Below are 15,390 nucleotides of genomic sequence, written 5' to 3'. Positions count from 1 at the left end.
ACTCCTCTCTGCAGGCGCGCAGGTGTAGCTTCCGCCATGATCACGCCGAAAGATGCGCCGGCCGGAATTGCTTCGCCGCGTTCCGACGTCTGGCCTCCCATCCGACCAGGGATCGCTGCACGGCGCTTGGGTGTGCATCTGTGAATATGTGGTCACCTGACGTAACATCTAACCATCGCAGGGAGTCGGGCAGGGTGGTCATGAGCTACGGTCAGAGACTGGAATTCGGCGAGTCGATCTCGCGTGTTGTCGGAAAATACGCCACCTTCAGTGGCCGCGCGCCGCGCTCCGAGTACTGGTGGTGGGTCCTGTTCACCATTCTGGTGCAGGCGGCGGCCGGTATCATCGACAGCGCGCTTTTCGGCGGAATGTCGTTCGCCGACTATGGCGACATGCACGCGTTCACGCCCATCACGAGCCTTGCCGGCCTCGCCATGCTGCTGCCGACCATCGCGGTTGGCGCGCGGCGTTTCCATGACATGGGGCGCACGGGCTGGTGGCTGTTGCTGACGTTCACCGGAATCGGCGCTATCGTCATTTTCTTCTGGTTCATGGTCCGGGGCGATGAAGGCCCGAACCGTTACGGTTCGGACCCGCTCGACCGTCGCCCTGTCTAGCAGGCGTTGCCGGACAAGGCTCTGGAGCCATCACGCGCGGTGTGTGGCGCGCGATGGCTCGAAGCGTTTACTTCGACAGATTGACGAAGTCCGGCTTCACCTGGAGTGACATCAGCTTGATGTCCTTGGCGTCGAAGTTCAGCTCGGAGAAGATGAGCGCGCGCGGATTGGGATTCTTGTAATCCCAGATCGCGTAGACGCCCTTTTTCATGTCGGCCACGACCGACCATTCTGTGGTTTCCCAACCGGCGACACCGCCGCCGACATTGGAGCCGGCCGCGGTGCGGATCGCGCCCGGGGGAATGTCGAAATTGTTCAGGATGTGCCGTGCGGCGTCCATGGCGTCGAGCCCGGTGTCGAGAGGCGGTAGGCTGTCAGCGAACAGGGTCGCGCGGATGAAGCGCGACGGGGACAGGAAGTCGCCGGGAATGCCGTGCATGCCGGCGCCCGTGGACGGCTCGGCGAAGCTCACGCCGCCAATTTCGCGGACCGGGGGCTCGTTGGTCGACAGATTGCCGTACTGGCCGAGATTCGCCAGATGCCAGGGGAATTCCGGGGCGTTGGTGAGGGTGCCGACCGGGTTGTCGTACATGTTCAGCTTGCCACCGACATACTCGATAACCAGGCTCTTGCCGTTCATGTCGTGCAGGGTGACATGCACCGGCACGGGCATCTTGAAGGTTTCCTGCGGCGCCTTGTTCACCTTGATCTTGGGAAGGTTCTCCCGGACTTCGTCGACGGTGGCGAAGTTGGTCAGGATCCAAGTGAGCAGTTCGACCGAGGCGATCGAGTTCTTCGCCTCGTCGGGTGCCACGTCCTGGAACTCGGCGATGTTCGGCAGGTAGAGCATGCCGCCGGCGAGGCCCTTTTCATTCATGCCGTCGACGAGAATCTTCAGGCCGAGCGCATTGGCGCCGGCGGCTCCATATTTGGACTTCCAGGCGAGGCCCGCGCCTGCCGTGCCGTCCGGACCGGTGCCGGTGATCGCATAGCCGCGAGGGATGACCATCAGCTCCGAGCGCATCGGCAAGCTGAATTCCATCGTCCGGCCATAGACATAAGAGCCGTCCTTCGCTGCCAGAACGAAAGAGGTGCAGGCGTTGGCTGCAACAGGAGCCGCCGCGATCGCGGCGGCTGTGAATGTTGTAAGGATCCTGCGGATCGTTCTTTTCGTCATCGCTTTCCTCCTTGCGCCGTTGATAGGGCTTCCGCGCCGTCGATGACTGCACGAAAAGTCCTACCGGCCGATGATCGATATCATGTCGGCGCTCGGAAGGGGGCGTTACTCACACCTGCTGGATGGCGCTGAGCTTCCACTCGCCGCCGGAACTGCGCGTGAACGTCCAGAATTCGGTCGCCTGTCCCAGGCGCTCGGGGTCTCCCTGGACAACGCGGCCGGTGGCGGTCTCGACGACGAAATCCTTGAGCTCATAGCGCATGGCAACCGTGGCAAACTCGCTGGCGCCTTCGCTCCAGGCCTCCGAAAGGTCACCCTGAAGCAGCTTCACATCGGCAAGGCGGTTTTCCCAGCCATTGCGCGCGAGGTCGTCGAGCTCCTCACCGATATAGCCCATCATCTCGGGTGTCATGAGCTGGGCCAGCGCCGCGCGGTCCTGTCGGCTATAGGCACCCTGAACCTCGCCAAGCAGCCGTTCGAAGCTGTCGAAATCGCCACTCTCGAGTTTCAAGGGACGCCCGCGGGGAGCGGAGCCGAAGCCCGGTCGCATCGGCGCTGCGGTGGTCTCAGGGGTTTCGGCCGTCTCCGAACCGCCGCCGAGCGCGGAACGCTGCATCGGCTCAGGCCGTGCGCCGCCAGCATAGGATGGCTGATTGCGTGAGCGCATCCAGCCCATGACCAGTCGCACGACGATGAAGATGAGGGCAACCTGAAGCAGGAGGCCGAGGATGCCCGCCATGCTGCCAAGGCCGGAGAAGAAGCCCGAGCCCATGAGCAGGCCAAAGAGACCGGCGCCGAGCAGTCCGCCCATAAGGCCGCCCATGAAGCCGCTACGATTGAACAGGCCACCGGTGCGCGCGGATGTCGTGCGGGCAGCGGTCTGTCCCATCTGACTCTGCGGCGTGACCGAGCGCTGCATCGACTGGGCGCTGGGGGCGGTGGGCGTCGGAGCCGGGGTCGACCAGGTCCGTGCGCCACGGCTGCCGAAACTACCGCTTCGGCCAAGACGCGCCTCGGCGAAATCGCTCGCCACGACCATTCCGGCGGCGACGATAACGGACGCCAGCGCAAGACGCAGGGCGACGGGGCTCAGTCGCGAGTAACGCACGGGCAAACCTCTTCCTTACTCAAAACGGATGACGGCGTATGCCGTTACGTCATCCATATGGGGCGCAGGGCAGGCTTTGTCACCCTCTGCCGGGGCGCAATCACAGCGCCACTCAGCACAAGCACGCGAGGTCGGTCGCAAAAGGGCACGCCTATGCCCGCGCCCGGACGCTCGCCATCACCTGAGGCTAATCAGAAGCCGAGCAGGGATTCGATCGCGGCAATCGACCCGACCGGGGCGTTGGCGGCTGCGGCGGCAGCCTTCTTTTCGATGGAGCTGGCGGACTGGCGCGGGTCAACCGAGAGCGGGGCCTTTGCCTGACGAAGCGCGGCGGGGGCCTGACCCTCGGCGCGGTTCAAGACGGGGGGCATTTCAACGTCCTTCCTATTACGCGTACGCATCTGCCTACATGCCGGTCGGGGACCGGTTTCCTGCTATTTCAAACGCCGTCATCTGCCGACGCTGATCTTTCCACGAACTGGGTTATGAACGATTAACACTGAGCCCCTGCTCAGGGTTTCGATCATATGGGTGTGGATTTCCTTCACAATCGAGGCAGACATAGGGCAGCGATGATCGTGGCATGCGAGAAACCACGGCTGTGGCTGGAACGCCGCACCGCATCCCGACACCTATTCGCGTCGGGAAAACAGGCGTACTGCCGGTTGTCATGACCGGCATGCTAATTGCTAAGTGCACGACGTCTAAGGGAGTATCGCCATGTCCGTTGCCCTCACCATCGCCCTTTCCGATGCCGAGATTGATCCGGACGGTGAGCTCGATCTCTCCTTGCGTGACGACATCCGCATGCTGGGCCGTGTGCTCGGCGACACGCTGCGCGACCAGGAAGGTGAGGCGATCTTCGATCTGGTGGAGAACATCCGCCGTGTCTCCACCCGCTTCCACCGCGAGGAAGACGAGGGCGCGCGGCACGAGCTGGAAGCCATGCTCAGCGATCTCGGCGCCGACGACACCATCAGCATCGTGCGGGCCTTCAGCTACTTCTCGCATCTCGCCAACATCGCGGAGGATCAGAACGTCATCCGCCGGATGCGCGCCTCGGCCGCAAGCGGGCGGGGGGGCGGGCCGGCCACTGTTGCCGCGGCGCTGGAGCGCGCGCGCGACGCGGGCATTTCGGTGGGTGAACTGCGCAAGTTCTTCGCAACCGCGCTGGCAAGCCCCGTTCTGACCGCGCACCCGACCGAGGTGCGCCGACGTTCAACGCTCACGCATGAAATGCGGATCGCTGAGCTTTTGGCCGAGCGCGCCCGCATCGAGCCGACGCCCGAGGAGCAGAGCCTCGCGGCCGAAGAGCTGCGCCGGCGTGTCCTGACGCTGTGGCAGACCAATCTGCTACGCAAGACCAAGCTGACGGTGCTCGATGAGGTTGCAAACGGGCTGGCCTATTACGACTACACCTTCCTGAGGCAGCTCCCGACGCTTTACGGCGCACTTGAAGACCAGCTCAGGGCCATGGAAGGCGAGGTTGAACCCGGCCGGCCGGAGGTGGCCTCCTTCTTCCGTGTCGGGAGCTGGATTGGCGGCGATCGCGACGGCAATCCCTTCGTCACCGCCGATGTCACGCGTGAGACCATGCGCATGCAGAGCGCGCTCGCCGTGAGCTTCTATCTGAGTGAGTTGCATGAACTCGGAGCCGAACTGTCCATCAGCACCATTCGGGTGACGGTGTCGGACGAGTTGATGGCGCTGATCGACAAGTCGCCCGGCGAAAGCTCGCCGCACCGGCGCAACGAGCCCTACCGGCTGGCTGCGGGCGCCATTGCCGCGCGGCTGCGGGCCACGGCATTCCGGTTGGACGTGGCACCGCTCGCCGGTGTCACCGACAAGCCGGATGTCGCGCCCTATCTGTCGGCGGCCGAGCTTCTGGCCGATCTCGATGTGATCGATGCTTCGCTGAAGGCGCATGGCTCAGCGGCCATCGCCCGCGGCAAGCTGAGGGCGCTGCGCCGCGCGGTGGACTGCTTCGGATTTCACCTCGCCATTCTCGATTCGCGCCAGAATTCGGATGTGCACGAGCGTTGCGTCGCCGAGCTGTTCGAAGTGGCGGCGCCGGGCACGAACTACAGGGAGCTTCCCGAGGGCACACGCGTTGCGCTGCTGCTGCGCGAGCTGACCACGGCGCGTCCTCTCACCTCGCCCTTCACGGCCTATTCAGACGAGACCGACGGCGAACTGGCAATGCTGCGCACATGCGCGAGCATCCACAAAACGTACGGGCCCGACGCCATCCAGACCTGCATCATTTCCAAGGCTGAAGGCGTGTCCGACATGCTGGAGCTGGCGCTGCTGCTGAAGGAAGTCGGCCTTGTCGATCCGGCGGGTTCGTCGGCGGTGAATATCGTGCCGCTGTTCGAGACCATCGAGGATCTGCGCAGCGCGCCCAGGGTGATGGAGCAGATGTTCCGCCTGCCGGAATACCGCAAGTTGGTCGATAGCCGCGGCGGCGAGCAGGAGGTGATGCTCGGCTATTCTGACAGCAACAAGGATGGTGGTTTCGTCACCTCCGGGTGGGAACTCTACAAGGCAGAGATCGAGCTGATCGAGGTATTCAGACGCCACGGCGTGCGCCTGCGCCTGTTCCATGGCCGCGGGGGGTCCGTCGGCCGTGGCGGCGGGCCGAGCTACGACGCTATCTTGGCCCAGCCCGGCGGGGCGGTGCAGGGGCAGATCCGCATCACCGAACAGGGCGAGATCATCTCCTCCAAGTACTCGAATCCGGCGGTCGGGCGCGGAAATCTCGAAATCCTCACCGCCGCCACGATGGAGGCGACGCTGCTTTCGGGCGACGCCAAGGCCCCGCGCGACGAATATCTGACCGTGATGGAGGATCTGTCGGAGGCGGCATTCCGCGCGTATCGCGCGCTGGTCTACGAGACCCCGCGCTTCGAGGACTATTTCTGGGAATCCACGGTTATCAACGAGATCGCGACGCTGAACATCGGTTCGCGCCCCGCCTCACGCAAGAAGACGCGCCGGATCGAGGATCTGCGGGCGATTCCCTGGGTGTTTTCCTGGGCGCAGTGCCGCTTGATGCTGCCCGGCTGGTACGGTTTTGGCACGGCTGTGCGGCAGTGGCTTGAGGCCCATCCCGATGGCCTCGGTCTTCTCCAGGAGATGTACCGCGAGTGGCCGTTCTTCCGCACGCAGCTCTCCAACATGGACATGGTGCTCTCGAAGAGTTCCATCGCCATTGCCTCGCGCTACGCACAACTGGTGGAGGATGTGGAGCTGCGCGAGAGCATTTTCGGACGCATCCGCTCGGAGCATCAGGCGGCGATCGACGCGTTGCTGGCGATTTCCGAGCAGCCGAAATTGCTGGGCTCCAACCCGCTTCTCGACCGATCGATCCGGGCTCGCTTTCCCTATATTGACCCGCTGAACCACGTTCAGGTGGGTCTGCTGCGGAAGTATCGCGCCAACGACACCGACGAGAAGGTGCTTCAGGGCATCCAGCTCACCATCAATGGCATCTCGGCGGGCCTGCGCAACTCGGGTTGAGGCCTTTGGACGGGGGGCGCCTATTGCCCCCCGATCGACGGCGTGGCTTCGGGCGCCAGGTTCGGCGGCACGCGTGCCATTACGAACGCGGCCTTGATCAGGGCCGCGTTGTCCCGGGCCTCTTCGCCGGAGGGCAGGAACTTGCCGTCCTCGAGCCCGATCCGGCTATCCAGCCCGCGCATCAGCGCGTCCTGGTAAAGCGGCCACATGGTGGCGTCGAGTCCGTGCTGGAGGATGGGGACGTCGAGGCTCGCGCGGGCCAGAACCTTGCGGATGGCGACAGCGGCCTCCAGTCCCTCGGCCTCGTCCTGCTCGTTGATCTCAATAAGAATGCGCAGGACCTGACGGGCCTCCGGCAGGGCGACGAAGCGCTCGGCATCATCGGCCGACCACAGCCCCGCTTCCACGCCGATGCCGCGCGAGAAGGCGAGGCGTATGATCTCCGGGGCCTCGGGCTCGATCAGGTTCACCGAAACGTAATCGGGCAAAACGGTCCAGCGCGCCATCGCGTCCAGCCGCTCCGCGCCCGCCGCAATGCGCGAATGGGTGGACAGGCCGATGGGCGTTCCCGGCGCGCGGGCGCGGATCGCCTCCAGCGTCGCGGCCACGACGTCGGGATCAAGCGTCTCGGCCCCGTCCGTGTCGCGTGGATGAATATGAAGCTCATTGGCGCCGGCTGCGATGACGGCGGCTGCATCGGCCGCGAGGTCGGTCACCTTGAGAGGTGTGTGTGGATGAAAGTCGCGCATCCGCGAACCGTTGAGGCAAGCCTGCAGCATGGTGATCTCCTTGTGCGAGGACTGTTTGGTTCAACCCGCCAGGAAGCCTTTTCGTTTCAGCCTATTTACGGCGCGGTCCAGCGCCTGGAGAAATTCCGAGCGGTCGCGGGCTGAAAAGGGACGGGGCCCACGGGTTACCTCGCCGGCTTCGCGCAGGTCCTGCATAAGGTTGCGCGTGGCGAGCTGCAGTCCGATCGAGGACGCCGTGAAAGGCTTGCCGGTAGGCCCGATGGCCTCTGCGCCCTTGGCCACCACCCGCGCCGCGAGCGGTACGTCTGCCGTAATGACCAGATCGCCTTCCTCGACGCGTTCCGCGATCCAGTCGTCGGCGACGTCGAGCCCTGCTGGTACGATGACGCGCTCCACCTCGGCATCGCGAGGGATGGCGATATGGCTGTTGGAAACGAGAAATACCTTGATGCGATGGCGGGCCGCCACGCGATAGGTTTCGTCCTTCACCGGGCAGGCATCGGCATCGATATAGATGAGAATTGGTTTCGCCAAGTTTATGTCGGTGCCTTGCATGGTTTTTCCAAGAAAGAAGGGCTGCCCTTGCAGGCAGCCCTTCCCATGTCAGACCGCGGTCCGGCCCGGTGAGCGCCGATCAGCCGGCGCGAAGTGTCGCTTCACGCGGCACGGACCTCGCAAGAGGCAAGAGTCCAGGTCACGTTCTCCGACGACCGCGGATCAAGACGATCAGACACTGGATCACCTCCTTTCGATTGTTAACGACAACTGAAGCTTACCCTGATTCGCGCCCTCGTCATCTCCTCGTGGTGCCTTCGGGATCGAATTCGATGTTCACTTCGCGTTACGGTGCGCAATCTTCGGTGCGCGTTCACGGGGGGCAGATCAGGCGATGTGGTGGAAATGGTCGTGGTTGGTCGCGTCAGTGCTTTTGGCAACGCCGCTTCAGGCGCAGCAAAGTTCGGACGCACAGGCGCCGGAAGCGGCGAGCGCACCCGTCGCCGGCCAGAAGGCGGCTACCAGCAAACACTGGATGGTGACGGCAGCAAATCCACTTGCCGCGGAAGCCGGCGCCGCCGCGTTGCGGCGCGGAGGGAACGCGATTGACGCTCTGGTTGCCACCCAGCTTGTGCTGGGGCTGGTCGAGCCGCAGTCCTCCGGCCTCGGCGGAGGGGCATTTCTGGTCTTCTGGGATGCCGAGAGACAGGCGCTTACGACATTTGACGGCCGCGAGACGGCCCCTCGAGCGGCGACGCCGACGCTGTTCCAGACTGAAAATGGCCAGCCTCTGGCATTCATGGAGGCGGTGGTCGGTGGTCGGTCGGTTGGCGCGCCGGGCACGCCGAGGCTTCTTGAGACGGTGCACCGCAGATACGGAAAGCTGCCTTGGGAGCAACTCGCGCAGCCGGCGATAGCGCTGGCGGAGAAGGGTTTCGCCGTCTCGCCGCGACTGGCCGAACTCATTGCCGGCGATGTCGCGATGCTGAAGCGCAATGCGGCCGCGCGCGCCTATTTCCTGGACTCGGAGGGCGCTCCGCTGAAGAGCGGTACTCTGCTCAAGAACCCGGCCTATGCCGACACGCTGCGCCTGCTGGCCCGCGACGGCACCGACGCCTTCTATGATGGTGCGCTGGCTGATGAGATCGTGCGCACGGTCCATTCGGGCGACAATCCAGGCCTGCTTTCACGTGGCGACCTTCGTGATTATCAGGTGAGGGAGCGTGCCCCGGTGTGCGGCGCCTATCGTGGGTTCAATGTCTGCGGCATGGGTCCCCCAAGTTCGGGCGCGCTCACATTGGGCCAGATTCTGGGCATTTTGGATGCGTATGATCTCAAGGCGCTCGGCCCCCAGTCCCCGCAGGCATGGCGCCTGATCGCGGACGCCTCGCGCCTCGCTTTCGCTGATCGTGAGCGCTACATGGCGGATTCCGATTATGTGCCAATGCCGACAAAGGGATTGCTCGCCCGCGACTATCTGGCGACGCGCGCGCAGCTTCTGGCCGGCGATGACGCCCTGCCGGAGGTCGTCGCGGGCAGTCCTACCTGGGACCATGCGATGGCGGCGCCCGGCCGTGCGGATGGCGACGCGCCGGAGCTGCCCTCGACGACGCAGATCACCCTTGTGGATGCCGACGGCAATGTGGTCTCCATGACCTCCACAATCGAGGCAGGGTTCGGCTCGCGGCTGATGGTCGGCGGTTTCCTGCTCAATAACGAGCTGACGGACTTTTCCTTTCGCTCGCAAAGGAACGGTGTGCCGGTTGCCAACAGGGTGGAGCCCGGAAAGCGACCGCGCTCTTCCATGACGCCGACCATTGTCCTGAAGGATGGAAAGCCCGTTCTTGCGCTTGGCTCACCCGGTGGCAGTCAGATCATCGGCTATGTGGCAAAGACACTGATTGCGCATCTCGACTGGGGCATGCCGCTCGCCGAGGCGATCGCCGCACCGAACATGCTGGCGCGCTTCGATGCGGTAGAGATCGAGCAAGGAAGCACGGCGATGTCGCTGGAACCCGAGATGCGACAGCTGGGTTTCGAGGTGAAGACGGCACCGATGACATCGGGCGTGCAGGCGGTGGCGATTGGTCCCGAAGGGCTCTCCGGCGCCGCGGATCCGCGCCGCGAGGGCGTCGCCATCGGCGAGTGAGGGAGGCCCGGTTGTCGTCGCGCAAGGTGCGGATGGATGGCGCAGGGACAGTGGTTTGAGACAAAAGCAATGAGCCCATCGGGCGAACCGGCGCTCACCCGATGGGCTCCTGCGCACGACAGAGCGCCGCGTGGGCCCTAGTGGCTGATCATCCAGGGACGGGCAGAGGGGAAGCTCTTGGCCCCGTTCGGGCTGGTCGCGGTCTTCGATTTCTTGGTCCGGCTCTTCATGCCGGAGCAGCAGGAACAGCCGGCTCGGTGGCGGGCGCGGTCCTGCTTATCCTTGTACTGATCCACATTCAATGGCGCATGGCTGGCGCTCTCATTGGTCGAATGCGCGACCAGCCGCTCACGCGACATGGAAGAGAAATGCGGCGCGGTCAGCATCACGCGTGGGGCCTGCGCGCCGCAGTCGGGGCAGGGCTGAGGCGCTTGATACTCGCTCATCGGCCGCAGCGCGGTGAAGTCGCCGCATTCGTCGCAAAGATACTCGTAAACGGGCATCGGCCGGTTCCTTGGGCGTTTCCTCGAAGCAGGAAGAGGAGAGCGATGTCGCCATGGCTCTCCGAATTCCCGTGACAGATGGGGCGATGCGCGGCATCGCCCCATGGCCGGACCTAAGCGGGGGTCACAGGTCCGGCGAGATCGGCATGTCGATCGACCCGTCAATGAACTTGGTCGGACCGGCAGCCGAAGGCTTGATATCGAAATCGAAGATCTCGGTGGGTAGCCACAGCGTGGCGCAGGAGTTCGGGATGTCGACAACACCCGAGAGATGCCCCTGCACGGGCGCGACACCGAGGATGGAGTGCGCCTGTGCTCCCGAATAGCCGAATTTCTTCATGTATTCGATGGCGTTAAGGCAGGCCTGACGATAGGCGACATTGGCGTCGAGATAGTGCTGCGTGCCGCTCTCGTCGACCGAGATGCCCTCGAAGATCAGATAGTCCTTGTAGTTCGGCGTGATCGGCGACGGCTTGAAGATCGGGTTCTTGATCCCGTACATCGCCATGCCGTTCTTGATCAGGTCCACCTTGATGTGCAGCCACGCGCCGAACATCTCGATGGCGCCGCAGAAGGTGATCTCGCCGTCGCCTTGCGAAAAGTGCATGTCGCCCATCGAGAGGCCGGCACCGTCGACATAGACCGGGAAGTAGATCTTCGAGCCGCGCGACAGGTCCTTGATGTCGCAATTGCCGCCGTGTTCACGCGGCGGAACGGTGCGCGCGCCTTCCGAGGCCACCTTGTCCCAGGCATCGCCCTTGGACAGCTTGCCCAGATGCGCGGTCTTCGGCGCGGGCGGATTGGCCAGCGGCGGCACCCGGGTCGGGTTGGTGTCGATCAGTGCCTGCTCGCGCGAGTTCCACGTATCGAGCAACTTCTGCGAGGGCAGGGTGCCGATCAGGCCGGGATGGATCAGGCCCGCGAAACCCACGCCAGGTACGTGGCGCGACCGGGTGAACATGCCCTCATAGTGCCAGATCGACTTCTGGGCGAGGGGGAAGTGGTCGGTCAGGAAGCCGCCGCCATTCTTCTTCGAGAAAAAGCCGTTGAAGCCCCACTCGTGGCCCTTGAGCGTGCCGGCGTCGAGAATGTCGACGACAAGCAGGTCGCCCGGCGCCGCGCCCTTCACGCCGATGGGCCCGGAAAGATAATGGACCGTGGACAGATCGACGTCACGGATATCGTCGGCGGAGTCGTTATTGGCGATCGCACCGCCGGTCCAGTCGACCGTTTCGACGATGAAGTCCGCACCGGGCTCGACCCAGGTGGCGATCGGAATGTCCGGGTGCCAGCGATTGTGCAGATATTCGTTCTCCGTGGCCGGCTTGGACAGATCGACCGAGATCAGTGTTTCAGGCATGGCACACTCCGTTCCCCTTGGGCTTCATGCGGATTCAAAAACCGGCGTCCGCCGATTGGCAGGGCGGTCGCCGGGGTGTCAGACGGACAGGAACTTGGCGACCGCTGCCTCGTCGACCTCGGAACGCAAATTCTCATGGACGAACTCGCCATTCTCGATGACGAGCACGCGATCGGCGATTTCGAGGGCGAAGGAGAGCACCTGCTCGGAAACCACAATGGACAGGCCGCGCTCATCGCGGATGCGCTTCAGCGTGCGCGCCATTTCACGGATGATGGACGGCTGGATGCCTTCGGTCGGCTCGTCGAGCAGCAGCACCTTCGGCGCGGTCGCAAGCGCGCGGGCGATGGCAAGCTGCTGCTGCTGGCCGCCGGAAAGGTTGCCGCCGCGCCGTCCCTTCATTTCCAGCAGGACGGGAAACAGCTCGTAGATGTCCGGTGGCACCTTGCTCTCGCCGCGCGGGATGAGGCCGGTCTCGATATTCTCCTGCACCGTCATGGTGGAGAAGATCATGCGGCCCTGCGGCACATAGGCGACGCCATTGGCGACGCGCTCATAGCTCTTGAGGTTGGTGATGTCGGTATCGCCGACCGTCACCTTGCCGCTCTTGGTGGGCACGATGCCCATGAGCGACTTCATGAGCGTGGTCTTGCCCATGCCGTTGCGGCCCATGATGGCGATGATCTCGTTGGGCGCGACCTTGAAGTCGAGCCCGTGGAGCGCCTCGCTCTCGCCGTAGGAAACGTGGAGGTTCTCGACGTTCAGCATGTTCCGCCCCTCAATGGCCGAGATAGACTTCGATGACCTTGGGGTCCGACTGAACCTTGGCCATGGAGCCTTCCGACAGGATCTTGCCTTGGTGCAGGACCGTGACCTTATGGGCGATGTCCTCGACGAACTTCATGTCGTGCTCGATAACGATCACCGAGCGGTTCTTGATGATGGTATTGAGCAATTCGGCCGTCTTCTTGCGCTCGGACACGCTCATGCCGGCGACGGGCTCGTCGAGCATCAGAAGCTCGGGGTCCTGGATCAGCAGCATGCCGATCTCCAGCCACTGTTTCTGGCCATGGGAGAGATACTCGGCCCGCTGGTCGAGCTGATCGGCGAGGAAGATCGTTTCGGCGATTTCCTGCACCCGCTCCTTGACTGCGTTGTCTCGGCGAAAGGTGAGGGCGCCGACTACCGAACGCCCCTTAGGGTAGGAGATCTCCAGGTTCTCGAAGACGGTAAGGTCTTCATAGATCGAAGGGTTCTGGAACTTCCGCCCAACCCCCGCGCGCACGATCTCATGCTCCTTCATCTTGGTCAGTTCCTGGTCCTTGAACCGGATCGAACCATTGGTCGCCCTTGTGCGCCCGCAAATGAGGTCCAACACCGTCGTCTTGCCGGCCCCGTTGGGGCCGATGATGACGCGGATCTCGTTCTCGTCGACATAGAAGGAGAGATCGTTGACCGCCTTGAACCCGTCGAAGGAGACCGTGAGGCCCTCCACGGCAAGGACGAAGTCTCGGTTCATCGTGTCGGTGATGACAGTCGTGTTCATGGAACCTGCTCCTTACTCGGCGGCGGCGGGGGCAGAGCTGGACGGCGCTGGCGGCGTCGCGTCGCGGCGCTTGGTGGCACCGCCAAACAACGGGCCGAGGCGCGGGGCGACATAGGTCTGGTAGAGACCCGCGATGCCATTCGGGAAGGCGAGCACGACGGCGATGAACAGTCCGCCCAGACCGAATAGCCAGAGTTCTGGGAAGGTTTCCGAGAACGAAGTCTTGGCCCAATTGACGAGCAGCGTGCCGTAGATGGCGCCGAGGATCGACAGGCGCCCGCCGACCGCGGTGTAAATCACCATCTCGATCGAGGGCACGATGCCCACGAAGGACGGCGACATGAAACCTACTTGCAGGGTGAACATGGCGCCGCCGATGGCCGACAACGAGGCCGCCAGGCAGAAGACGAACACCTTGAAGTTCGCGACGTCGTAGCCGGAAAAGCGAACGCGATCTTCCTTGTCGCGCATGGCGACGAGGATGCGGCCGAGCTTCGACGACTTCACGAAATAGGCGAGCAGGATGCAGGCGAGCAGCAGGCCGACGCAGATGAAGTAGAGGATGGTCTTGGCGCTGTCGGTGCGGATATCCCAGCCATTCAGCGTCCGCAGATCGGTGATGCCGTTGATGCCGCCGGTATAGCCCTGCTGGCCGACGATCAGGATGGTGAGGATCGCCGCGAGCGCTTGGGTGATGATGGCGAAGTACACGCCGCCCACGCGCCGCTTGAACATGGCGAACCCGACCACGAAGGCGAAGATGGCGGGGACCAGGATCACGGCGAGCATGGTGAAGCTCAGATGCCGGAACGGCTCCCAGAACCAGGGCAGGGAGGTGATCTGGTTCCAGTCCATGAAGTCTGGAATGCCCGGCGTGGTCTGGATCTTGGTGTTCTCCACGCTGGAGGCTTCCAGCTTGAGGAACATCGCCATGCAATAGCCGCCCAGGCCGAAGAACACGCCCTGTCCAAGGGAGAGAATGCCGGCATAGCCCCAGCACAGCACAAGGCCGAGCGCGACGAAGGCATAGGTGAGATACTTGCCGATGAACTGGAGGCGGAAATTGTCCAGTGTGAGCGGCAGGACGACGATGAGGAGGATAGCGAGGATCGCGATCCCGATCATATCCTGCGGGCGCAGGAAGAAAGTGCGGCCGGACTTTGTCATGTTCGCCTCCTCAACGACGGACCTTGATGACGAAGAGGCCTTGGGGCCGCAGCATCAGGATGATGACCACGCTGAGAAGCGTGAGGACCTTGGCCGTCGAACCGGAGAGGAAGAACTCCATGGTCGACTGGGCCTGCGAAATCGTGAAGGCGGAGGCGATGGTGCCGAGCAGGCTCTGCGCGCCGCCGAAGACGACGACCAGGAACGTGTCCACGATGTAGAGCTGGCCGGAAGTCGGGCCGGTCGAGCCGATCATCGTGAAGGCGGAACCGGCGATGCCGGCGATGCCGCAGCCGAGCCCAAAGGTGTAACGGTCGACCTTCTCGGTATTGATGCCGACGGCGCTGGCCATCATGCGGTTCTGCACCACGGCGCGAACCTGCTTGCCCCAGTTCGACTTGTACATCAGCAACGCCACGGCAATCGTGATCACGATGGTCAGCGCCATCACGAACAGTCCGTTGATCTGCACTTCGACAACGTCGGTGAGCGGAAGCGAACCCATCATCCAGCTCGGCAGCTCCACGCCCACTTCGCGCGGGCCGAACACCGAACGGTAGAACTGCTGAAGAATGAGGCTAAGGCCCCAGGTGGCGAGCAGCGTGTCGAGTGGTCGTTTGTAGAGGCGGCGTATCATCAACCATTCAACGAGCATTCCTAGCGCGCCAGATGCGATGAAGGCCAATATCATGGCGACGAAGAAGTAGACGCTGAACAGGTCAGGTATGAAATTGAGAAAGAACTGCGACGTGAAATACGTGACATAAGCGCCAAGGATCATGAATTCGCCGTGCGCCATGTTGATGACGCCCATCTGGCCGAAAATGATCGCCAGTCCGAGCGCCATCAGCAGGAACACGGAGAACAGGATCAGGCCTGCAAAGCCCTGCATCACAAAAATCGAGCTGAGTTCGGCAAGCGAATAGTCTGAAAACATCACGAATCCCCCGGCGTGCGCCCTGCGGCGCGGTCTCCGTTCAAAGGCAAAGGCCCCGGAGAG

Annotated in this window: 14 protein-coding genes; 3 read left to right on the top strand and 11 right to left on the bottom strand. The window is 63.4% G+C overall.

Features of this window, described 5'->3' with window-relative positions:
• The first annotated feature begins 200 nt into the window (after positions 1–200).
• Positions 201–617, top strand: coding sequence for a DUF805 domain-containing protein (locus tag G3A50_RS02735; protein ID WP_246252076.1), 417 nt, complete (start codon positions 201–203; stop codon positions 615–617).
• A 67-nt stretch (positions 618–684) separates the two neighbouring features.
• Here G3A50_RS02735 and G3A50_RS02730 read toward each other — a convergent pair whose 3' ends face one another.
• From G3A50_RS02730 to G3A50_RS02720, 3 genes are all read right to left on the bottom strand, one after another.
• The gene (locus G3A50_RS02730; protein ID WP_163073827.1) at positions 685–1,794 is read right to left on the bottom strand and encodes a linear amide C-N hydrolase; all 1,110 of its coding nucleotides are present in this window, start codon (positions 1,792–1,794) and stop codon (positions 685–687) included.
• A gap of 109 nt (positions 1,795–1,903) precedes the next feature.
• Complete coding sequence (locus G3A50_RS02725; RefSeq protein ID WP_246252074.1) at positions 1,904–2,902, bottom strand: TIM44-like domain-containing protein; 999 nt, start codon at positions 2,900–2,902, stop codon at positions 1,904–1,906.
• Positions 2,903–3,093: 191 nt separating this feature from the next.
• Entirely contained in the window at positions 3,094–3,273 is a 180-nt protein-coding gene (locus G3A50_RS02720; protein WP_163073826.1) for a hypothetical protein, read from the bottom strand.
• Positions 3,274–3,622: 349 nt separating this feature from the next.
• On the opposite strand from G3A50_RS02720, the gene ppc reads away from it, so the two are divergent.
• Positions 3,623–6,421 (top strand): phosphoenolpyruvate carboxylase, encoded by a 2,799-nt coding sequence (ppc, locus tag G3A50_RS02715; protein WP_163073825.1) that lies wholly within the window; start codon positions 3,623–3,625, stop codon positions 6,419–6,421.
• 20 nt (positions 6,422–6,441) lie between these two features.
• On the opposite strand, the gene G3A50_RS02710 is transcribed toward ppc, so the two are convergent.
• Entirely contained in the window at positions 6,442–7,200 is a 759-nt protein-coding gene (locus G3A50_RS02710; RefSeq protein WP_163073824.1) for a 3-keto-5-aminohexanoate cleavage protein, read from the bottom strand.
• 30 nt (positions 7,201–7,230) lie between these two features.
• The gene (locus G3A50_RS02705) at positions 7,231–7,704 is read right to left on the bottom strand and encodes a YaiI/YqxD family protein (protein ID WP_163073823.1); all 474 of its coding nucleotides are present in this window, start codon (positions 7,702–7,704) and stop codon (positions 7,231–7,233) included.
• Positions 7,705–8,059: 355 nt separating this feature from the next.
• Here G3A50_RS02705 and ggt point away from each other — a divergent pair, with 355 nt between their 5' ends.
• Positions 8,060–9,814, top strand: a complete 1,755-nt coding sequence (gene ggt, locus G3A50_RS02700) for a gamma-glutamyltransferase (RefSeq protein ID WP_163073822.1) — start codon at positions 8,060–8,062, stop codon at positions 9,812–9,814.
• A 137-nt stretch (positions 9,815–9,951) separates the two neighbouring features.
• On the opposite strand, the gene G3A50_RS02695 is transcribed toward ggt, so the two are convergent.
• The 6 genes from G3A50_RS02695 to urtB form a co-directional block, all read right to left on the bottom strand.
• The gene (locus G3A50_RS02695; protein ID WP_163073821.1) at positions 9,952–10,317 is read right to left on the bottom strand and encodes an FmdB family zinc ribbon protein; all 366 of its coding nucleotides are present in this window, start codon (positions 10,315–10,317) and stop codon (positions 9,952–9,954) included.
• A gap of 124 nt (positions 10,318–10,441) precedes the next feature.
• Positions 10,442–11,677 (bottom strand): formamidase, encoded by a 1,236-nt coding sequence (gene fmdA, locus G3A50_RS02690; protein WP_163073820.1) that lies wholly within the window; start codon positions 11,675–11,677, stop codon positions 10,442–10,444.
• 78 nt (positions 11,678–11,755) lie between these two features.
• Positions 11,756–12,445: an urea ABC transporter ATP-binding subunit UrtE gene (gene urtE / locus G3A50_RS02685; protein WP_163073819.1), complete on the bottom strand. Its 690-nt coding sequence runs from the start codon at positions 12,443–12,445 to the stop codon at positions 11,756–11,758.
• Positions 12,446–12,455: 10 nt separating this feature from the next.
• Entirely contained in the window at positions 12,456–13,223 is a 768-nt protein-coding gene (urtD, locus tag G3A50_RS02680; protein ID WP_163073818.1) for an urea ABC transporter ATP-binding protein UrtD, read from the bottom strand.
• Positions 13,224–13,235: 12 nt separating this feature from the next.
• Positions 13,236–14,390: an urea ABC transporter permease subunit UrtC gene (gene urtC, locus G3A50_RS02675; protein ID WP_163073817.1), complete on the bottom strand. Its 1,155-nt coding sequence runs from the start codon at positions 14,388–14,390 to the stop codon at positions 13,236–13,238.
• A 10-nt stretch (positions 14,391–14,400) separates the two neighbouring features.
• Complete coding sequence (urtB, locus tag G3A50_RS02670) at positions 14,401–15,327, bottom strand: urea ABC transporter permease subunit UrtB (protein WP_163073816.1); 927 nt, start codon at positions 15,325–15,327, stop codon at positions 14,401–14,403.
• Positions 15,328–15,390 lie beyond the last annotated feature (63 nt).

The sequence above is a fragment of the Ancylobacter pratisalsi genome (assembly GCF_010669125.1).
In the GTDB taxonomy this organism is placed as follows: domain Bacteria; phylum Pseudomonadota; class Alphaproteobacteria; order Rhizobiales; family Xanthobacteraceae; genus Ancylobacter; species Ancylobacter pratisalsi.
Note: the sequence above shows the minus strand (reverse complement) of the source record. Positions and strands in the feature narration are given on the sequence as shown.

Coding starts and splice junctions, on each gene's coding strand:
- ggt (WP_163073822.1), top strand. CDS start 8,060: ATGTGGTGGAAATGGTCGTGGTTGGTCGCGTCAGTGCTTTTGGCAACG.
- ppc (WP_163073825.1), top strand. CDS start 3,623: ATGTCCGTTGCCCTCACCATCGCCCTTTCCGATGCCGAGATTGATCCG.
- urtE (WP_163073819.1), bottom strand. CDS start 12,445: ATGCTGAACGTCGAGAACCTCCACGTTTCCTACGGCGAGAGCGAGGCG.
- urtB (WP_163073816.1), bottom strand. CDS start 15,327: ATGTTTTCAGACTATTCGCTTGCCGAACTCAGCTCGATTTTTGTGATG.
- fmdA (WP_163073820.1), bottom strand. CDS start 11,677: ATGCCTGAAACACTGATCTCGGTCGATCTGTCCAAGCCGGCCACGGAG.
- urtC (WP_163073817.1), bottom strand. CDS start 14,390: ATGACAAAGTCCGGCCGCACTTTCTTCCTGCGCCCGCAGGATATGATC.
- urtD (WP_163073818.1), bottom strand. CDS start 13,223: ATGAACACGACTGTCATCACCGACACGATGAACCGAGACTTCGTCCTT.
- G3A50_RS02695 (WP_163073821.1), bottom strand. CDS start 10,317: ATGCCCGTTTACGAGTATCTTTGCGACGAATGCGGCGACTTCACCGCG.
- G3A50_RS02710 (WP_163073824.1), bottom strand. CDS start 7,200: ATGCTGCAGGCTTGCCTCAACGGTTCGCGGATGCGCGACTTTCATCCA.
- G3A50_RS02720 (WP_163073826.1), bottom strand. CDS start 3,273: ATGCCCCCCGTCTTGAACCGCGCCGAGGGTCAGGCCCCCGCCGCGCTT.
- G3A50_RS02735 (WP_246252076.1), top strand. CDS start 201: ATGAGCTACGGTCAGAGACTGGAATTCGGCGAGTCGATCTCGCGTGTT.
- G3A50_RS02730 (WP_163073827.1), bottom strand. CDS start 1,794: ATGACGAAAAGAACGATCCGCAGGATCCTTACAACATTCACAGCCGCC.